This window comes from Dermabacter sp. HSID17554, assembly GCF_003989295.1.
Classification (GTDB): domain Bacteria; phylum Actinomycetota; class Actinomycetes; order Actinomycetales; family Dermabacteraceae; genus Dermabacter; species Dermabacter vaginalis.
This window is the reverse complement of record NZ_RBLW01000002.1, coordinates 337,637-353,777: the sequence shown is the minus strand read 5'-3', so window position 1 is coordinate 353,777 and position 16,141 is coordinate 337,637. Positions and strand designations below refer to the sequence as shown.

The 16,141-nt window shown below is 63.2% G+C and carries 17 protein-coding genes; 8 read left to right on the top strand and 9 right to left on the bottom strand.

What is annotated here, in order from left to right:
* Positions 1–50: 50 nt before the first annotated feature.
* The 7 genes from D8M36_RS04670 to D8M36_RS04640 form a co-directional block, all read right to left on the bottom strand.
* Positions 51–1,406 carry an FtsX-like permease family protein gene (locus tag D8M36_RS04670; RefSeq protein WP_126847115.1) on the bottom strand — a complete coding sequence of 452 codons (1,356 nt, stop codon included), beginning with the start codon at positions 1,404–1,406 and terminating at the stop codon, positions 51–53.
* The gene (locus D8M36_RS04665; RefSeq protein ID WP_126847113.1) at positions 1,403–2,149 is read right to left on the bottom strand and encodes an ABC transporter ATP-binding protein; all 747 of its coding nucleotides are present in this window, start codon (positions 2,147–2,149) and stop codon (positions 1,403–1,405) included. Before D8M36_RS04665 ends, D8M36_RS04670 begins: the two co-directional genes overlap by 4 nt.
* A 227-nt stretch (positions 2,150–2,376) precedes the next feature.
* A complete protein-coding gene (gene pstB, locus D8M36_RS04660) occupies positions 2,377–3,156 on the bottom strand; it encodes a phosphate ABC transporter ATP-binding protein PstB (RefSeq protein ID WP_065248394.1) in 780 nt (259 codons plus the stop codon).
* A 33-nt stretch (positions 3,157–3,189) separates the two neighbouring features.
* Positions 3,190–4,380 (bottom strand): phosphate ABC transporter permease PstA, encoded by a 1,191-nt coding sequence (pstA, locus tag D8M36_RS04655; protein WP_126847112.1) that lies wholly within the window; start codon positions 4,378–4,380, stop codon positions 3,190–3,192.
* Between the two features lie 11 nt (positions 4,381–4,391).
* Positions 4,392–5,390 carry a phosphate ABC transporter permease subunit PstC gene (gene pstC, locus D8M36_RS04650; RefSeq protein WP_065248395.1) on the bottom strand — a complete coding sequence of 333 codons (999 nt, stop codon included), beginning with the start codon at positions 5,388–5,390 and terminating at the stop codon, positions 4,392–4,394.
* Between the two features lie 107 nt (positions 5,391–5,497).
* Complete coding sequence (gene pstS / locus D8M36_RS04645) at positions 5,498–6,619, bottom strand: phosphate ABC transporter substrate-binding protein PstS (RefSeq protein WP_126847110.1); 1,122 nt, start codon at positions 6,617–6,619, stop codon at positions 5,498–5,500.
* A gap of 262 nt (positions 6,620–6,881) precedes the next feature.
* Positions 6,882–7,817 (bottom strand): NUDIX hydrolase, encoded by a 936-nt coding sequence (locus D8M36_RS04640; protein WP_126847108.1) that lies wholly within the window; start codon positions 7,815–7,817, stop codon positions 6,882–6,884.
* Positions 7,818–7,945: 128 nt separating this feature from the next.
* Between D8M36_RS04640 and D8M36_RS04635 the strand changes: the two genes are divergently transcribed.
* From D8M36_RS04635 to D8M36_RS04610, 6 genes are all read left to right on the top strand, one after another.
* The gene (locus D8M36_RS04635; RefSeq protein WP_126847106.1) at positions 7,946–8,749 is read left to right on the top strand and encodes a hypothetical protein; all 804 of its coding nucleotides are present in this window, start codon (positions 7,946–7,948) and stop codon (positions 8,747–8,749) included.
* 82 nt (positions 8,750–8,831) lie between these two features.
* On the top strand, positions 8,832–9,524 hold the full coding sequence (locus tag D8M36_RS04630) for an FABP family protein (protein ID WP_126847104.1): 693 nt from the start codon (positions 8,832–8,834) through the stop codon (positions 9,522–9,524).
* Positions 9,521–10,615, top strand: coding sequence for a CAF17-like 4Fe-4S cluster assembly/insertion protein YgfZ (gene ygfZ / locus D8M36_RS04625; protein ID WP_126847102.1), 1,095 nt, complete (start codon positions 9,521–9,523; stop codon positions 10,613–10,615). The genes D8M36_RS04630 and ygfZ overlap by 4 nt, the downstream gene beginning before the upstream one ends.
* Before the next feature lie 17 nt (positions 10,616–10,632).
* Complete coding sequence (locus D8M36_RS04620; RefSeq protein WP_126847100.1) at positions 10,633–11,070, top strand: hypothetical protein; 438 nt, start codon at positions 10,633–10,635, stop codon at positions 11,068–11,070.
* Entirely contained in the window at positions 11,067–12,317 is a 1,251-nt protein-coding gene (locus D8M36_RS04615; RefSeq protein WP_126847098.1) for an FUSC family protein, read from the top strand. The genes D8M36_RS04620 and D8M36_RS04615 overlap by 4 nt, the downstream gene beginning before the upstream one ends.
* Positions 12,314–12,637, top strand: coding sequence for a DUF2516 family protein (locus tag D8M36_RS04610; protein ID WP_238638382.1), 324 nt, complete (start codon positions 12,314–12,316; stop codon positions 12,635–12,637). The genes D8M36_RS04615 and D8M36_RS04610 overlap by 4 nt, the downstream gene beginning before the upstream one ends.
* On the opposite strand, the gene D8M36_RS04605 is transcribed toward D8M36_RS04610, so the two are convergent.
* Both D8M36_RS04605 and D8M36_RS04600 read right to left on the bottom strand, forming a co-directional pair.
* Positions 12,634–13,104, bottom strand: coding sequence for a MarR family winged helix-turn-helix transcriptional regulator (locus tag D8M36_RS04605; RefSeq protein WP_126847096.1), 471 nt, complete (start codon positions 13,102–13,104; stop codon positions 12,634–12,636). The two genes, D8M36_RS04610 and D8M36_RS04605, sit on opposite strands and share 4 nt — an antisense overlap.
* 101 nt (positions 13,105–13,205) lie before the next feature.
* Positions 13,206–14,783: an MATE family efflux transporter gene (locus D8M36_RS04600; RefSeq protein WP_126847094.1), complete on the bottom strand. Its 1,578-nt coding sequence runs from the start codon at positions 14,781–14,783 to the stop codon at positions 13,206–13,208.
* 260 nt (positions 14,784–15,043) lie between these two features.
* Here D8M36_RS04600 and D8M36_RS04595 point away from each other — a divergent pair, with 260 nt between their 5' ends.
* Together D8M36_RS04595 and D8M36_RS04590 are read left to right on the top strand one after the other, a co-directional pair.
* Complete coding sequence (locus D8M36_RS04595; RefSeq protein ID WP_065248406.1) at positions 15,044–15,604, top strand: YagU family protein; 561 nt, start codon at positions 15,044–15,046, stop codon at positions 15,602–15,604.
* 63 nt (positions 15,605–15,667) lie between these two features.
* Positions 15,668–16,069: a YccF domain-containing protein gene (locus D8M36_RS04590; RefSeq protein ID WP_074298275.1), complete on the top strand. Its 402-nt coding sequence runs from the start codon at positions 15,668–15,670 to the stop codon at positions 16,067–16,069.
* Positions 16,070–16,141: the final 72 nt, after the last annotated feature.

The following is a 16,141-nucleotide window of genomic DNA, read 5'->3' as shown; positions in this document are numbered from 1 at the left end:
ACTTCGGGAAGTTCCGACGTGCCGGTGCTCATGTTCGCCCACGGCAGGTTTCAGCCGGCTGCGCGCACGCGGGCGCGCGCCGCCCGCGCCACGAGCGGCGAGCTCACGAGGGCCGACGCCGACACGAGCCCGAGCGCGGCAACGACGCTCACGACGAAGACCACCGCAACACGAGGATCCGAAGCTGTCGAACCCGCGAGCGTGACAAGAACGAGGGCCGCCATGAACACGGAGACCGTGAGGGAGATCCCGACGGGAATCGCGATCTCCGCAATTCGTGCACGGTGCAGCTGGCGGATGCTCGCGCCCGCCACGTGCTGCGAACGGTACCTCGACGCCTGATCGATCACGCGCGCGGTGTGAGTGACACCGGTACTCACAGCCGCGAGCACCGTCGCGATCCCCACCGTCAGCACAGCACCCGTCGAGAGCGCCTGGTTCATGAGGCGCGAGGACTCATCCACGCTCGGCAGCGACGTCACAATCGAAGCAAAGCCGGAAACGACAAGCGCGATCGTCACGCCCGAGACCGCCCTCCAGCCGGCGCGCGGATCGGCGCACAGACGCCGCGCCCCCACGAGGAGACTCGGTGTCGGCGCGAGGGACGCAACGATGCGCGCGATGACCCACACGATAAACGGACCAGCGAGATTCACGGAGAAGACCATTATTCCCACGGTCAACACCACTGCCACGATCACGGCGCCGATCGACACGCCCTGGATGCGGGGAAGGAATTGCGCCACCGCGAAGAACACAATGATGCTCAACACCCATACGAGAAGGCGTATGACCGACATGCGCACCTTGTGCGCACCTCGGGCAATTCCGAGGGGACTCAAGGCAACCCCCGTGAGGGTGATCGACGCGGAGATCGACGCAAACAGCGCAAGAGCACAAGGCGTAAGGGCGAGAGCCCACCACGGCAAGATGAGCTCTGCAGCCGTAAATTTCCGGATCCCGAAATCGAGATGCGAAAGCGGCCACGCGAGTGCAATGTGACAGGCTACGCCTATCACCGCGCCTACGACGGACTGCCAGGCGACGTCGGACACCGCGACCCCCGCCACCTGCGCGCGCGTGCCCCCAACGAGCCGAACCGCCGCCAAGTCTTTTTCGCGGCGTGCGAGGGACAGCCGAGCCGCCGCTCCACCGAGAGCGATCGCGTTCGGGACGAGAAGCACGCACGCGAAGACCGCACAGATCACCAGCAGCGGCATGACCTGCGCTTCGGGCGAGGCCGACGCCTCCGTCAGCTCAAAACCGCTCGGTCCCAGTCGCCCGTAGAAGGCGCCCGTGCCCGCGAGCACCGTACAGACGATCGCCGTTGCCGCCGCGAACGCGATCACCGGGAGGGCGTTCGCAAGAGACCGCCTCCCCCGCACAAGCATGGGTAGGGCGCTCATCGGGCAACCTCCCGTTCGATCTGGCCGTCGCGCATCACGATCGTGCGCGCACACGCCGCCGCAACACTCTGGTCGTGCGTCACCATCACGAGCGCGCTACCGGCATCCGCGGTTGCCTGAAGGAGCAGGTGGAGAACCTCCTGGCCCGTCTGCTGATCGAGCGCCCCGGTGGGCTCATCGGCGTACACAACCGACGGCTCCCCCGCTAGGGCACGGGCGATAGCGACGCGTTGCGCCTGGCCGCCCGAGAGCTGACCGGGCCGGCGCTCCTCGAGACCCGCGAGCCCGAGAGCGGCGAGCCAATGCTTCGCCATTGCCTTGGCCTTCCTGCGCGAGACGCCCGCAAGCATGCGCGGGAGCATGACGTTCTCGAGGGCGCTCAGCTCCGGAAGCAACTGGCCATCCTGGAACACGAAACCGAAATCGGTGCGGCGCAGTTTCGTTCGCGCCGCATCGCGCATGTCTCGTAGATCGCGCTCGCCGTAAAGAACCCGGCCGCCCGTCGGCGCAAGGATGCCTGCGAGGCAGTGCAACAGTGTCGACTTGCCGCAGCCCGACGGCCCCATAATGGCGAGACTCTGACCAGAGTAGATATCAAGATCCACGCCTCTCAGGGCGTGTGTATGCGCGTCATAGGCAAGCGCGAGGTTGCGCGCCGAAAGGACGGTCGGGCAGGCGCCGGGGGCGGTTCCGACGGCCGGCTGGGCAGTAAAGGAAGACGGAAACTTGTGTGGTGTTGTCATGCCTCTACGCTCTCGTGGAGGCGGGCGCTCACACATCGACCCCCGGGACCATTCACACCTGTCGCAGGGGGGATGTTTCGCGACGATCGGTCGCGCCAATTCCACCCGAAGACTGATAAAGCCTCAAACTTTCGGCGCTATGCGCCGTGGCATGCGAAAGGCGCGGCCGGGGTTGTCCCGTCACCGCGCCTTTCGTGGCGAATGGTGCCCGTAAGTGGGCGTGCCGATCAGCCGAACTTACCGGAGATGTAACGCTCGGTTTCTTCCTTCGCGGGGTTGTTGAAGATCTTGGTCGTCTCGTCAAACTCGATGAGCTTGCCCGGGGTGCCCGTACCGGCAATGTTGAAGAAGCCGGTCTTATCGGACACGCGCGAAGCCTGCTGCATGTTGTGCGTCACGATCACGATCGTGTACTGCGACTTGAGCTCGTGGATGAGTTCCTCAACCGCGAGGGTCGAAATCGGGTCGAGCGCCGAGCAGGGCTCATCCATGAGAACGATGTCGGGCTTGACGGCGATCGTGCGAGCAATGCAGAGGCGCTGCTGCTGACCGCCGGAGAGGCCGCCGCCGGGCTTGTTGAGGCGGTTCTTGACCTCTTCCCACAGGTTTGCGCCACGCAGCGATTCCTCGACGAGCTGGTCGGCTTCGCTCTTTGACATGCGCTTGTTGTTGAGCTTCGCACCAGCGAGGACGTTCTCGGCGATCGACATCGTGGGGAACGGGTTCGCCTTCTGGAACACCATGCCCACGCGGCGGCGCACGTTCACCGGATCGATGCCCGGACCGTAGATGTTCTCGCCGTTGATGTTGACCTCACCCTCGGCGTAGGCGCCGGGGATGACCTCGTGCATGCGGTTGAGGGTGCGCAGGAACGTGGACTTGCCGCAGCCCGAGGGGCCGATGAGGGCGGTGACGCTGCGCGCGTCGATCTTGACGTTGACGTCCTCAACGGCGAGGAAGTCGCCGTAATAGACGTTGAGGTTCTTCACGTCGATGCTCTGTGACATCTGGAATCCTTTCAAAGATCAGCCTGGGAGGGCTCAGCGGCCGGTCTTCGGCGAGAAGTAGTAGGAGACGAAGCGGGCAAAGATGTTCAACACCATGACGATCACGATAAGCGTCAATGCTGCCGCCCACGCGCGCTGATAGTTGATATCCGGGTTACACGCGAATTCTTCGCGCGTGAAGTAGTTGAGGACCTTCTCGCCCTTGTCGCCACACACGGCGTGGCCGAAGCCGTACTGCTGGTTGATGAAGGTCGGGAGCGCCATCATGCGGCCCTCGAACGGGTTGGCGTTCATCATCTGGAAGACGCCGATCGTGAACATAAGCGGCGCGGTCTCGCCAATCACACGTGCGATGGCGAGGGTGACACCGGTCGTAAGACCCGCGATCGCCGTACGCAGCACGACTCGCACAATCGTGAGCCACTTCGGAACGCCCAAAGCGTAGGCCGCTTCGCGCAGTTCGAGGGGAACGAGGCGAATCATTTCCTCACTCGAGCGCACCACGGTGGGGATCATGAGCACGGAAAGTGCAACCGAACCCATAGCGCCCATGCGCAGCCCGGCTTCACCCGAAAGGGTCGTGAAGAGAGCGAGCGTGAACAGGCCCGCGACGATCGAGGGGACACCGGTCATCACGTCAACGAGGAACGTGATGCCCTTGCCGAGAGTCTTTTGCCAGCCGGTCTGGGCGTACTCCACGAGGAACACCGCGGTGAGCAAGCCGATCGGGATCGAGATGATGGAGGCGCCGAGCGTGATGATGAGCGTGCCCACGATCGCGTGGAGGATGCCGCCGCCATCGGCGCCGCCGTTGAAGCCCTGCATGTCACCGGTAAGGAAGCCCGGTGTGAGCAGACGCGGACCGCCCTTCGAGATGACCTCCCACAGGAGCGACACGAGCGGGATCATCGCCGTGGCGAAGGCACCGACAAGGATGAGCGTCATGAGGCGATCCTTGGCCCAACGCTCGCCTTCGCGCACGCGGGAGTAGAGATAGCCGATCACGAGGTGGGCGAAAAAGCCGAGAACGAGGATCGCGGGCAGCGTGAACGCGCCGGTCGCGAGCAGAAGAACCGCTACGACGACGAAGGCAATGACGCCCGTGAGGATCATGTGCCACCACGGCAGGCGACGCTCACCAGAGTTCATGATGCCGTTGTGCTCAGGTTCCGAGCCGCGGGGGCCGGGGTTGGTGGTGTTGAGGGTTGCGGATGCTTCACTCATTGCTGATCCCCCTACTTCTTTCGTGCGCTAGCTGCCACGATCCAGCGGGCAAGCGCGTTGATGACGAACGTGATGAGGAACAGGACGAGGCCCGCGAAAATGAGCTTCGACATGTCAATACCGGTCGACTCCGCGTTCTGCGAGGCGATGTACGACGCGATTGTCATGTGCCTGCCCACCTCAAGGAGGTGCAACGAGTAGGTGTAGCCGGGGCTCAGCACCATGAGGACCGCCATCGTTTCACCGAGAGCACGACCAAGGCCGAGCATGCAGGCTGAAACGACACCGCTACGACCAAAGGGAAGCACGACCATGCGCACCATTTCCCACTTGGTGGCGCCAAGACCGATCGCGGCTTCTTCCTGCGCACCGGGCGCCTGGAGGAAGACCTCGCGGCTCACGGCGGTGATGATGGGAAGGATCATGACCGCGAGCACGATCGCGGCGGTCATGACGTTGCGCATGGGAGCATGCGGGTTGCCCTGGAAGAGCGGAATCCACGACGTAAGGGGACTTGTGTTAAGGAAAGTGTAGAGCGGCTGCATGAGCGGCACGAGCCACACACCGCCCCAAAGACCGAACACCACCGAAGGCACGGCTGCAAGAAGGTCGATCACATAGCCGATGGGGGTCGCGAGTTTGCGCGGCGCGTAGTGCGAAATAAAGAGGGCGATGCCGATGGCGATGGGCGCCGCAATAAAGAGCGCGAGAAGCGAAGCGAGGACCGTGCCATAGACCAGCGGTCCCACGAACTCGAAGAGGTTCTGCTTCCCGCTATTGGTGGGGATCGCATTCCAGTTTTCAATCGCCGGCAGCGATTGAATAAGAAGGAAGATGAAGATTGCCGCGAGCACGGCAAAGATAATGAGGCCAGAACCAACACTGAGCGACGAGAAGATCGCGTCACCGGGACGCGCGCCGGAGCTCTTGAAGCTCTCGCTTTTCTCGTTGCCCGGAGGTTGGGGGGCGCCCTTGGCGGGAGTGCTGTTTTCGGCAGCCGCTGTGCTCACGCGCACGCTCCTGACAGTAGGGGGTGAAAAAGTTTTCAAACAAGAGTGCGCCGCCGAACCTGGCGGGCTCGGCGGCGCACCGTTACGCCTCAGGCGTCAAGTGCAGGTCACTTAGCCTTGATCGCGTCGATCGACTTCTGCGCGTCCTCACGGAGCTTCTCCGAGAGGGGGGCCGAGCCAGCAGCCTTAGCCGCGTCGTTCTGGCCCTGCTCCGAGATCACGTAGGAAGCGTAAGCCTTCACGAGGTCGGCATCTTCCTTCTTCTCGTAGGTGTCGCACATGACCATGTAGGACACGAGGACGATCGGGTACGAGCCCGACTCGGTCGTGTCGCGAGCGAGGTCGAGAGCGATGTCGTTTTCGCCGCGGCCCTCAGCCTTGGGCGAAACCTCAACGGCCTTGGCAGCAGCATCGGCGCTGTAGGCGACGTACTCTTCGCCAACCTTGATCTTGGCGGTGCCGAGGTTGCCGGCCTTCGACGCGTCGGCGTAGCCGATCGTGCCGTTGCCACCCTGAACGGTGTTGACGAGACCCGAGGTCTTCTCGCCCGACTGGCCGCCGTTGTCGAACCAGGTCTCGATGGCGCCGTGCTTCCACGACTCGGGAGCAGCAGCGGCGAGGTACTCGGTGAAGTTCTCGGTCGTGCCCGACTTGTCCGAGCGGTGGACCGGAACGATGTCCGTGTCGGGGAGTTCAACATCGGGGTTGTCAGCCTTGATGGCCTCGTCGTTCCACTTCTTGATGTCGCCCGCGAAGATCTTCGCGAGGGTATCGGGCGAAAGCTGAAGGTCGTCAACGCCCTCGAGGTTGTAGACGACAGCGATCGGGGAGATGTAAACGGGGATGTCGAAGGCCTCACCACCGAAGCAGCGATCCTTCGAAGCCTCGACCTCTTCGCTCTTGAGGTAGGCGTCCGAGCCAGCGAAGTTGGTAGCGGCAGCGAGGAACTGCTCGCGGCCCTTGCCCGAGCCAACGCCGTCGTAAGTCACCGTTGCGCCCGAGTTCTGAGCCATGAAGCCACCGATGAAGGCGCCCTGGGCATCCTCCATCGAGGAAGCGCCGGCACCGTTAAGGGTGCCCGAGAGGTCAGCGGGAGCGTTCGATGCGCCCTTGTCGCCACCCTTGGTATCGGTGCCGTTTTCGGTGGATTCGCCACCGCACGCCGCGAGAGCGAAGGCGCCGGCGAGGCCGAGGGCGGTTGCGGAAACGAACTTCTTCTTGAGGTTCACGAGTGTCCTTTCGAGGCTCTTCGAGCCTGGGATACGGGTCGTAAGTGGACACATCGAAGGTAGAAGCCGGAAGTGACGCCGCGAGTATTCCCAGGTGAACAAATGGTGAACTCATGTCGGAATTTCTGAGATTCCAGACATCTAACGATCGTTTTGCCAGTTCAGAGACTCATTCGGGCGTTCGCGTCACATTGCGATGTGCCGCACATCCCAGACTTCGCAACTCTCATGACCCTCACAACCTTCGTTGTCTTCACGGCCTCTATCCAATATTGGGAAGGTGCCTCTCGACATCCACTATTCGGCCACGCTCAGTCGTGTGCAGAACGAGCATTTCGCCCGGAGCGAGGTAAGGATTCTCCCGCGGCAACTTTCCCCGAACCTCTTTCGCACACGCATTTTTCGCCGCGGCGATGACCGTGGGCAGCACCGGCCTATGCGTACACACGACCGTGCGTGCGGCTTCGGCAATCGCGCGTTCCATGACCGCGGCCGCTCGCGCGGGCCGCTTCGCGTGCGCATGCTCGGTGAGCTCCGGCTTCTCGACGATGTCAATCCCTCCTTCGAGCGCGAACGGCTCGATGGTCTCGAGGCAGCGACGCCAGGGCGACGTGACAACGCTCTTCGGAGCGTAGGCCCCTAGGAGCGGCGGAAGCGCTGCGGCCTGCTTGCGACCCTTGCGGCGCAAGGGCCGGGTTTTCTCGTCGCCTTTTCGCCACTTCGCACGAGACTGCGCAGCCGCATGCCGCTGCACGATGACCGGCGTCGTGCTGAGCTCGCCATGATCGGCAAAATCGAGCACGCGCTTGAGCAAGTCCCGATCGGATTTTCTCGTAAGAATCTCGCGAGCCTTCGAGACTGCGACCCATTCGACCCTGTCGATTTCTTTGGGATTTTTGGGGCCCGGCCCGGTCTGGGCACGCACTTGCGCCGCCCAGTAGCGCACTGTTTTCGGTCGGCCGTGCGTGCGGTAGTCAACCGTCGGAAGGGGGCGATCGAGGCGAATCCGATACCCGGTCTCCTCTTCCACCTCACGCACTGCCGCGGCAACAAACGATTCACCCGGCTCGAGCTTCCCCTTCGGGATCGACCAGTCATCATATTTGGGGCGGTGCACGAGAAGAACCTGCAGTTTCCCGCGTTTTTCACGCCAGACGAGCGCGCCTGCCGCGAGGATCGGGGACTGTTCGCGTGCCACGGGGTTACTCTCCTCGAAACGACAGCTCAGGGCCTCCCCAAGTGTAGTACGCCCCTCCCGCGTGCGTTTCGCGAGGGCAGCCCCGTAGACTTCCTTGAGGCATAACCCATAAAACGATTGGTTGATGTATGACACCGAGTGAGCGGGCACCCCTCACGGGCGCGTGTGCACTCGCGCTCGCCGCAGCCATGTCCCTTCCCGCGCTCAGCGAAGAAGTCCTCGCGGGAATATTGGGAATGTTCGTGGTTCTCCTGTGCGTGAGTTGGCCGCACCTTCTCGAGCTTCCAAGCCGCACGGGAAGCGGCATCATCATGGCACTTGCCGGTCTTGGTTCGCTCGGCCTCGCACTCGCACTCGGCACGACCGGTCTCACCACGAAGCTCGTCATCGTGATCGCCATCGCGCTGTTTTTGAGTTTTGCTCACGAAATGCTGCGCCGCGAACGCTCGCGACTCACGCTGTCGATTTCCGGAACGGCAAGCGGCGCCCTCATCACTACCCTCACCGTGACCTGGCTGAAAGGCTGGGCACTCGCCTCGGCGAACGGGCCGGCAACCGTCGGATTCCTCCTTGCGATGACCATGGGCCTTGCGCTCGGAACCCTGTGCCTTGCCCTTCCACTCCCCTCCGCCGGGCGCGTGAGCTGCGCAATCGTGATTGGCGCGGCCACTTCCGGGCTCCTCGCCTGGGCCCTCGGGTACTCGCCGTTGATCATCGCGATGTCGACCCTCGCCGGCGCGGTTCTGTGCACGGCCTCGCTGTTCGTGTTCTTCCTTCTGTCGCGAGTGATTGGCGCAGCTGACCCGCGCGAGTCGCTCGCAGTCGCGATCTCGCCGATCGCCCTCACGGGTATCCTCACGCTTTTGTTCCTCGAGGTTGCCCTCAGCTACGTTCCCGCGGACCTCGGGCTTACGGTCATCCCGGCCGCCTGAGCACCGTCCTTCAAGGGGAATACACGTACCATGCCCCACGTTAACGAGACGTTCATTCACCACTATTCACAAGGGAGTTTTCGTGCCCATCGTCATCGATGAGAATCTCGACCCGTCGCTCTACCCACTCGCGTGGCTCGTAGGGGCGTGGGAAGGCACGGGTGCCGTGCAGCTCAAGGGCGAAAACGGCGAAGAAGTTGGTCACGCGATCGAGCAGCACCTCACGGTGACGCCCAATTCGGCCAAGGGGCTTACGTGGGTCATGCGCACTTGGGTGCTCAATTCACCCGCGCCTGAACCGCCTACGTCGGCGTTTTACGAAAAGGGCGAGGAAGGGTCCGACGCCACCCAGCAAAGCGGCGAGGCCGACATCGTGCGCGAACTCCTTCTCGAGGAAAAAGGCACGTGGCGCACGACCGGCGTGCTTCCCGGTCAAGATGAAGAGGCCGCGAAAAACGCGAAGCCCGGTAGCCCCGAGAGCTATCTCTCTCATGGCGTGACCCTCACGATGCAGCGTCGAGGCGCGTTTGGCGATACTCCCGCCGAGCATTGGGCGGGCGAGGTGCGCGGTCCGCGCATCCAGCTCGCCACCCAGGATCTTGCCGCGTCAAGCGGTGCTACGGGCAGCGATGACTCGCACGGGGCCCGCATGTTCGGACTCGTGGGTGGGCGGCTCATGTGGCTTCAGGAAGTCGGCTCGTCTCTCTCGAATCTGCGCCCCTATCTCTCGGTCGAGCTCAACCGTGCCGCTGACGAGGACGTGAAGGAGTCGTGAGTCCCGCACCACTGACCACCCACCGCGCGATCCACGAGGAGTCCGGCCCAGACGCGGCGGTTCCCGCGCACTACGGTGCGCCTTTGCGCGAGCAGCGACGCCTCGTTGCTGGCACGGCGGTCGTCGACCTCGGCCACCTCGAGGTCCTCGAGGTGCGGGGAGAAGACCGCGCAGCCTGGCTCACGACCGTCACCTCTCAAGTGTTCACGGATCGCACCGAGGGTGACTCCTTCGAGGCGTGCGTGCTGAGCCCCCAGGGGCGCGTCGAATCCCTCTTTCACGTGGCGACCAGCCCCGAATCCTTCTTCCTCATCACCGACCCCGGCACGCGCGAGCGTCTTCATGACTACCTCGCCCTCATGACGTTCGCGAATCGCATCGAGCTTGTCGAGCGCGACGACCTTCACGTGCTCGGCTCATGCGCCCCGCTCGCTACGGTGTTCGGTGAGGAGTCCCCCACGCCGACTGCCACGTGGGTCCAAGCGTGGCCCGAGGTCGCCCCGGGCGGCGTTGCCTACGGCCCCGACCCCGATTTCCCCGAGCCATGGCACCTCACGCTCGTGAGCGACGCCGAGCTTCGCGCCCCCGGTGCGCCCTGGCGTAAGCCCGAATTTTTTGCGGGCCTCTGGGCGGCAGAGGCCGTGCGTATCGTCAACCACCGGCCGCGCCTCGTGAGAGAAGTCGACGAAAAGACCATCCCCCACGAGCTCGACCTTCTGCGCACCGCCGTTCACACGAATAAGGGCTGCTATCGTGGCCAAGAAACGGTCGCGAAGGTACTCAATCTCGGCCAGCCGCCTCGGCGCCTCGTGCGCCTCCACCTCGATGGCTCCCAGGACATGCCCGCCCCCGTGGGTGCGAAGGTATTCTTCGGGGCAAAGAAGGTGGGAACGCTTACCTCGAGTGCGCTCCATGCCGACGAAGGCCCGGTGGCACTCGCCGTTCTTAAGCGCACCGTGCCTCACGATGCGGCACTCATTGTCGCCTTTGAGGTCGGCGAAGCGAGTGTGAAACTTGACGCTTCACAGGTCACCATCGTGACCGAGCGCGACCATGGTGAGAGGCCGAAAGCGGCCCAGCTTCGCCGATAGTCAGGAGGAGTCCCCACGTGGACGAGGAGTGGAAGTCCCGCAAAGCGGAGATTTTCGAGGTCCAAGAACGCAATCTGCGCCGGGCTGAACGCGAGGAGCACGAGAAAGCTACCGCGATCATCCTCGACGGGATCAAGCGCTTCCGCGAGGCGGGAATCGAACCGCATCCCTTGCGGGCACTCCCCTACAGGGGTTCGCGCCCCGTGAAAACCACGCATGTCGGTTGGTACCTCAAGTCCGATCGTACGGTCGGCATCGATACCGAGGGGCACTACTACATTCTTTCCGCCCCGGGCGACCTCATGACCCGATTCAAGGGCGCCACGCTCGAGCCAAAGAGCGCGCCCCTCATCGTGGGGCGCGGGGGTCGCGACGGCGAATGGTTCGAAATCGACAAGCTCCTTGAGCTGCGCCTCCACGAACCGGTCGCGCCCGCAAGGAGGCCCACGGCGTGAAAAGCCCGAAGCTCAACGACTGGCTACACGCGGGTGCTTCCCGCGCGAGCGATGGCGCCTGGCAAATTCTGCTCGCTGCCTTCACGGCCGCGGCGGCCTACTGGCTCTCCAAGCACCTGTGGGGCCACCCCGCCCCGTTCTACTCGGGTATTACCGCCTTCCTCATCATCGGCCTCACGCTCGAAACGAAGATCCGTAAAAGCATCGACATGAGCACGGGCGTTTTTACGGGAATCATCCTCGGGGAGATTGCGCGTCTCGTGATCGGCTCCGGAACCTGGCAGCTGTTCGTCACGCTTTTCGTTTCGCTCATGCTTGCGCGATTCATCAAAGCGAGCGTCATTTTTTCGATCCAGGTGGGCATCCAATCCATGATCGTGCTGCTCCTGCCGCAAACTCCCACGATGACGCCCCAGGGCAGGGCCCTCGACGCGATCACGGGCATTTCCCTCGGCCTGCTCGTGCACATCGCTTTTTCCCGGGACCCGCGCCACGAGCAGCGAAAAGCTGCCGACAAGTTCTTCGAGGAACTCAGGAACGCACTCACGAAACTGAGCGAGGCCGCGTTGAAGGGCGATTCGCGACTCGCCACGAAAGCGCTCACGCAGATCCGCAGCACGTCCCAGCGCCACACCGACGCGTGGGCCCTTGCGAACGACACCGCGAACGAACTCACGAGCTACTCCCCCACGCTTCACCGCCACCACAAGCACGTGAACCGGGTCCAGCACCTCCTCGTGGGCAGCGACCGCGCCATGCGCAACGCCCGCGTCATCGCGCGGCGCGAAGTCGAATTCTTGCGCGTCACGCAGCCCCACACCTTCCCGAACCTTGCCGAAGCTCTCACAGCGGCGGTCAACGCGATCGACGAAATTCAGGCCGGGGTCGACACGGAAGCTGACTTCACTCAGGCGAGGCGCAAACTTCGCCTCTTTTGTGCGCACCTCACTCCCGAAACTCTGCTTGCGACGGCGGAGGGAAACGTCGGACGCCTCGGCCATTTCGAAGGCATCTCGCTCGTCATCCAGCTACGCGCCCTCGCGGTTGATCTCCTCGAAGCGACCGGCCTGCCCAGTTCGGACGCCCGCCGTTTCTTGCCCTCCCTCATCGTCGTCGCCGACTCCGACATCGTGGGTCCGCGCCCCATCACGCGCGAGATGAAGGCCGTTGAGCCACCTGCCTCAACGGAAGCACTTGAACTTCTCATCACCGATCGCACCGATCCCGACCGTAAGAGGAAGCCGTGATTACCTACACCATCGCGTACTACCTGTCCCTTGCCCTCGCCGTCATTTTCGTGGCGATCGAGGCATGGGCGCTCATCAACGCGCTCCGGTTCCCCTCGAAAGCCTATGACGCGGCGTTCAAGCGCACGAAGACTTTTTGGGCGCTCATGACGGCCGGTGCACTCGTGATCGGTGTTGTCACGGGCTTTGGCCGAGGTATGGGCCCCTTCACGATCATGCTCCAGGTCATCGGTTTCGTCATGGCGGGAGTGTTCCTCGCCGACGTCCTTCCCGCTTTACGGCAGGTCATGGGCAACGCCCGCGGGCCTCGCTCGCGCTAGTCGGCATCACTTTCTGGGTCGTCACCCATCATCGAGGCACGAACCCGCTCGCCCATGGCGCGCACAACCGCGCGGGCTTCTTCGAGATCACCCGGAGCGAGAGCCCCCGAGTAGTACTCTTCCCAGGCCTGGTGCATGGCTGCGACCGCTCGCTCGCCCTTTTCCGTAATGAAAAGGTGGTTGGAGCGCCGGTCAACCATGTCGGGCACGCGCCCCACGAGCCCATTGACCTCGAGGTCACGAATCGCTGCGCTCGCATTCGAGGGCCGCAGAACGATGTCCTCGGCGACCTTTCCGGGCGTGATTCCCGGGGTGCGCCCGATATGTCGAAGGATCATCGCTTCGACCGTTGAGAGCCCTCGCATGCCGGGAATGTCAACGGTGAGCGCCTGGATTCGGCGCGAAATGAGGAGCATTTCGTCGATGATTTCGACGAGCGGTGTCAGTGTGCGGCGTGCGACGGACACGGTGACCTTTCTGCTCGGTGGCGGGTTCTCTCCCCGCCCGGGGCACAGCAAGTATGCACCATCAAACCTGGTAAATACTCACTCCCGCGACACCTGGGATTTTACCGCTGTTCACTCTCCGAATCTTCGGATGGATGCTCCCCCGCATCGAAAAGATCGGCTTCGTCGAGCGCGGGAAACTGCCCGGTTTCACCGCGGTCGCGCACGATCGGGATCGCACCGGTGCGCACGTCTTCGAAGCTCTCGCCCTGCAGGATCGTGGGGTCGGCAACGACGCCTTTCTCCGCGAGGAAAGGAGCGGAGAGAACCTCGATCTCCTCGGTGCGCGGGCCCTGACGGTAGGTGCGCTCTTCGAGCTTGCGGCTGATCACAATATAGGAGGGGATGAGAAGCGCGATGGATCCGACCCAGGCGAGTGGGGCACCCCATGCAACACCGATGAAGCCGAACGCCGCACCGAGAACGACAGCGGTGAACACGCGCATCACAAGCTCGGCGATACCCGAATAGAACGGCGGCTTCATGTGGCCAAGGCCCTGCAGCGAACCGCGCACCACGAAAAGGATGCCGAGCGTCCAATAGGCCACCGAGTAGATCTTCAGGGCGTCGTGCGCCATACCTAGCACCACGGGTTGCTCACTGCCGATAAAGAGTTCCACGAATACGCCGCCGAGCACAAATAGGGCGAGGCCGATCGCGATCGACACGAGGATACTGACGATCAGTGCTTGCCGCACGCCGTGCTTCACGCGGTCGATTTGGCGCGCGCCGTAGTTCTGTGCAACGAACGTTGAGGTGGCCAGACCGAGCGAGGCGAGGAACGTGACGGCGATGCCGTCGACCCTACCGGCGGCCGTAAACGCGGCGACGGCATCGGGGCCGAGGTCGTTAAGTCGCACCTGCACGGCGATCGTGCCGATCGCGATCACCGAGGTCTGGAAGCCGAGCGGAAGGCCCAAGTTGAGGTGCTCGCGCAGCTCGGGCATCGTGACTTTCCAATCGTCGAGGCTCATGTGCAGCACGGGAATGCGCGCGCGCACCCACAGCACGCAGAGGAGCACCGACGTGAGCTGCGAAACCGCCGTGGCGAAAGCTGCACCGGCGATGCCCCATTCGAACACGGAAACGAACAGGATGACGAGAACGACGTTGAGGAGGCACGCGATGACAAGGAACACGAGTGGCGTGCGCGAATCGCCGACGGCGCGGATGATTGCCGCGAGGAAATTGAAGAACACGAGCGTGAACATAAACAGGAAGCTCCAGAACCCGAATGTCACGGCATCGTCCATAAGCTCGGGCGGCGTCTGCATGATCTGGAGCAGGGGGCGAATAAAGATTGTGCCCACGAGCGTCATGAGCAGGCTCGAGAGTGCCGAGAGAATCGCACCGGCTGCTACCGAGCGCCGCAGGCCCTTAACATCATTCCCTCCGAAAGCCTGCGCGACGGGAATCGCGAAGCCACTCGTCATGCCCCATGCAAAGCCCGTGATGAGAAACAGGAGGCTCATGCTCGCGCCCACCGAGGCGAGTGCGAGTACGCCGAGGTGGCGCCCCACAACCATGGCATCGACGAACTGGTAGAGCTGCTGCACGACGTTGCCGATCAAAAGCGGCACGGAAAAGAGCACGATTGCCTTCCACGGCGTTCCCCTCAAGAGGCCCTGCGACTGTGACACGCGTGCTCCGCCTTCCTCGCCCTCCGGATCGTTGAAAACGGATCTAGTCTAGTCGCGCGGGCTCCCGATGCGAGGACAAAGGGCGCTTCCCTCACATTGTGAAACCGCGTCCGCGCCTGATCCTCGGAGGTTCACGGCGTGCGGACTTTCGACCTCCCTACCGGGTGCATGGGTGGCTAGTGTAAAAGGCGCGCGCCCAGGGTGCGCCTTTGAGTCCGACGGTGGCCTGGCAACCGTCGGGCCACATTCGAAAGGCAATCATGGCACTTCCTTCGACCACCGATCCTTCTCGCCGCCGCTACGCGACCGCCCTCCTCGTCGGCCTCATCGGCGGCTTGTTCTCCGCAATCGTGAAGTTTGGCTGGGAGGTGCCGTTCCCACCACGCACACCCGAGCGCAACGCCACCAACCCGCCGCAGCAGCTCCTACAACAACTGGGATTCGGCGAGGACTTCACCCACACGCTCGTTCATTTCAATGGCAACGGCCTGCCAATCATGAGCTTCATCGTCCACTTCAGCTTTGCGATCTTTTTCGCGGTTCTCTACTGCGTTGTTGCTGAGCGTTTCCCCAAGATCACTTTGTGGCAGGGTGCAGCATTCGGCATCGTCATCCACGTCGTTTTCCACGTTCTGCTCATGCCTGCGCTCGGCACGGTGCCCGCGCCGTGGGATCAGCCGTGGCAGGAGCACGTGAGCGAGTTCTTCGGCCACATCATCTGGATGTGGAGTATTGAAATCGTGCGCCGCGACCTTCGCAATCGTTTCACTCACGAGCCGGATCCGTGGGTTGCGCTCGATGCCACGGACGGCGCTCGCTAATGCCGTAGCGCGCTGGCCCGGACGGCCCTCGCACTCTTTCGTTTCGGGGAGTACGTTGGTGGTATGCGCACCATCATCAACGTCATTCTCAACATCATTTGGGTTCTTACCGCCGGGCTTTGGCTGTGGCTCGGGTACATCCTCGCGGGCATCATCGCGTGCATCTTCATCGTCACGATCCCGTTCGGTGTTGCGAGCTTCCGCATCGCGAACTACGTGATCCTCCCGTTCGGCCGCGAAGCCGTGCAGGTGCGGCCCCTCGGCACGGTCGGGACTCTCGGCAACGTCGTGTGGTTCCTCATCGCGGGGCTCTGGCTCGCCGCGGGTCACGTCGTGACCGCGATCGCGCAGGCCGTGACGATCATTGGCCTCCCGCTCGCCTGGGCCAATATCAAGCTCATCCCCATCACGTGCTTCCCCTTCGGCAAGGAGATTGTCGCCACGGGTGACACGAGCGTGATCTGATTTCGCGCGCACTCGCGAAAACAGGGCAAGAGCACCGCCGAACGCTGTTACTCTGAGGGCACTCCCGCGCCA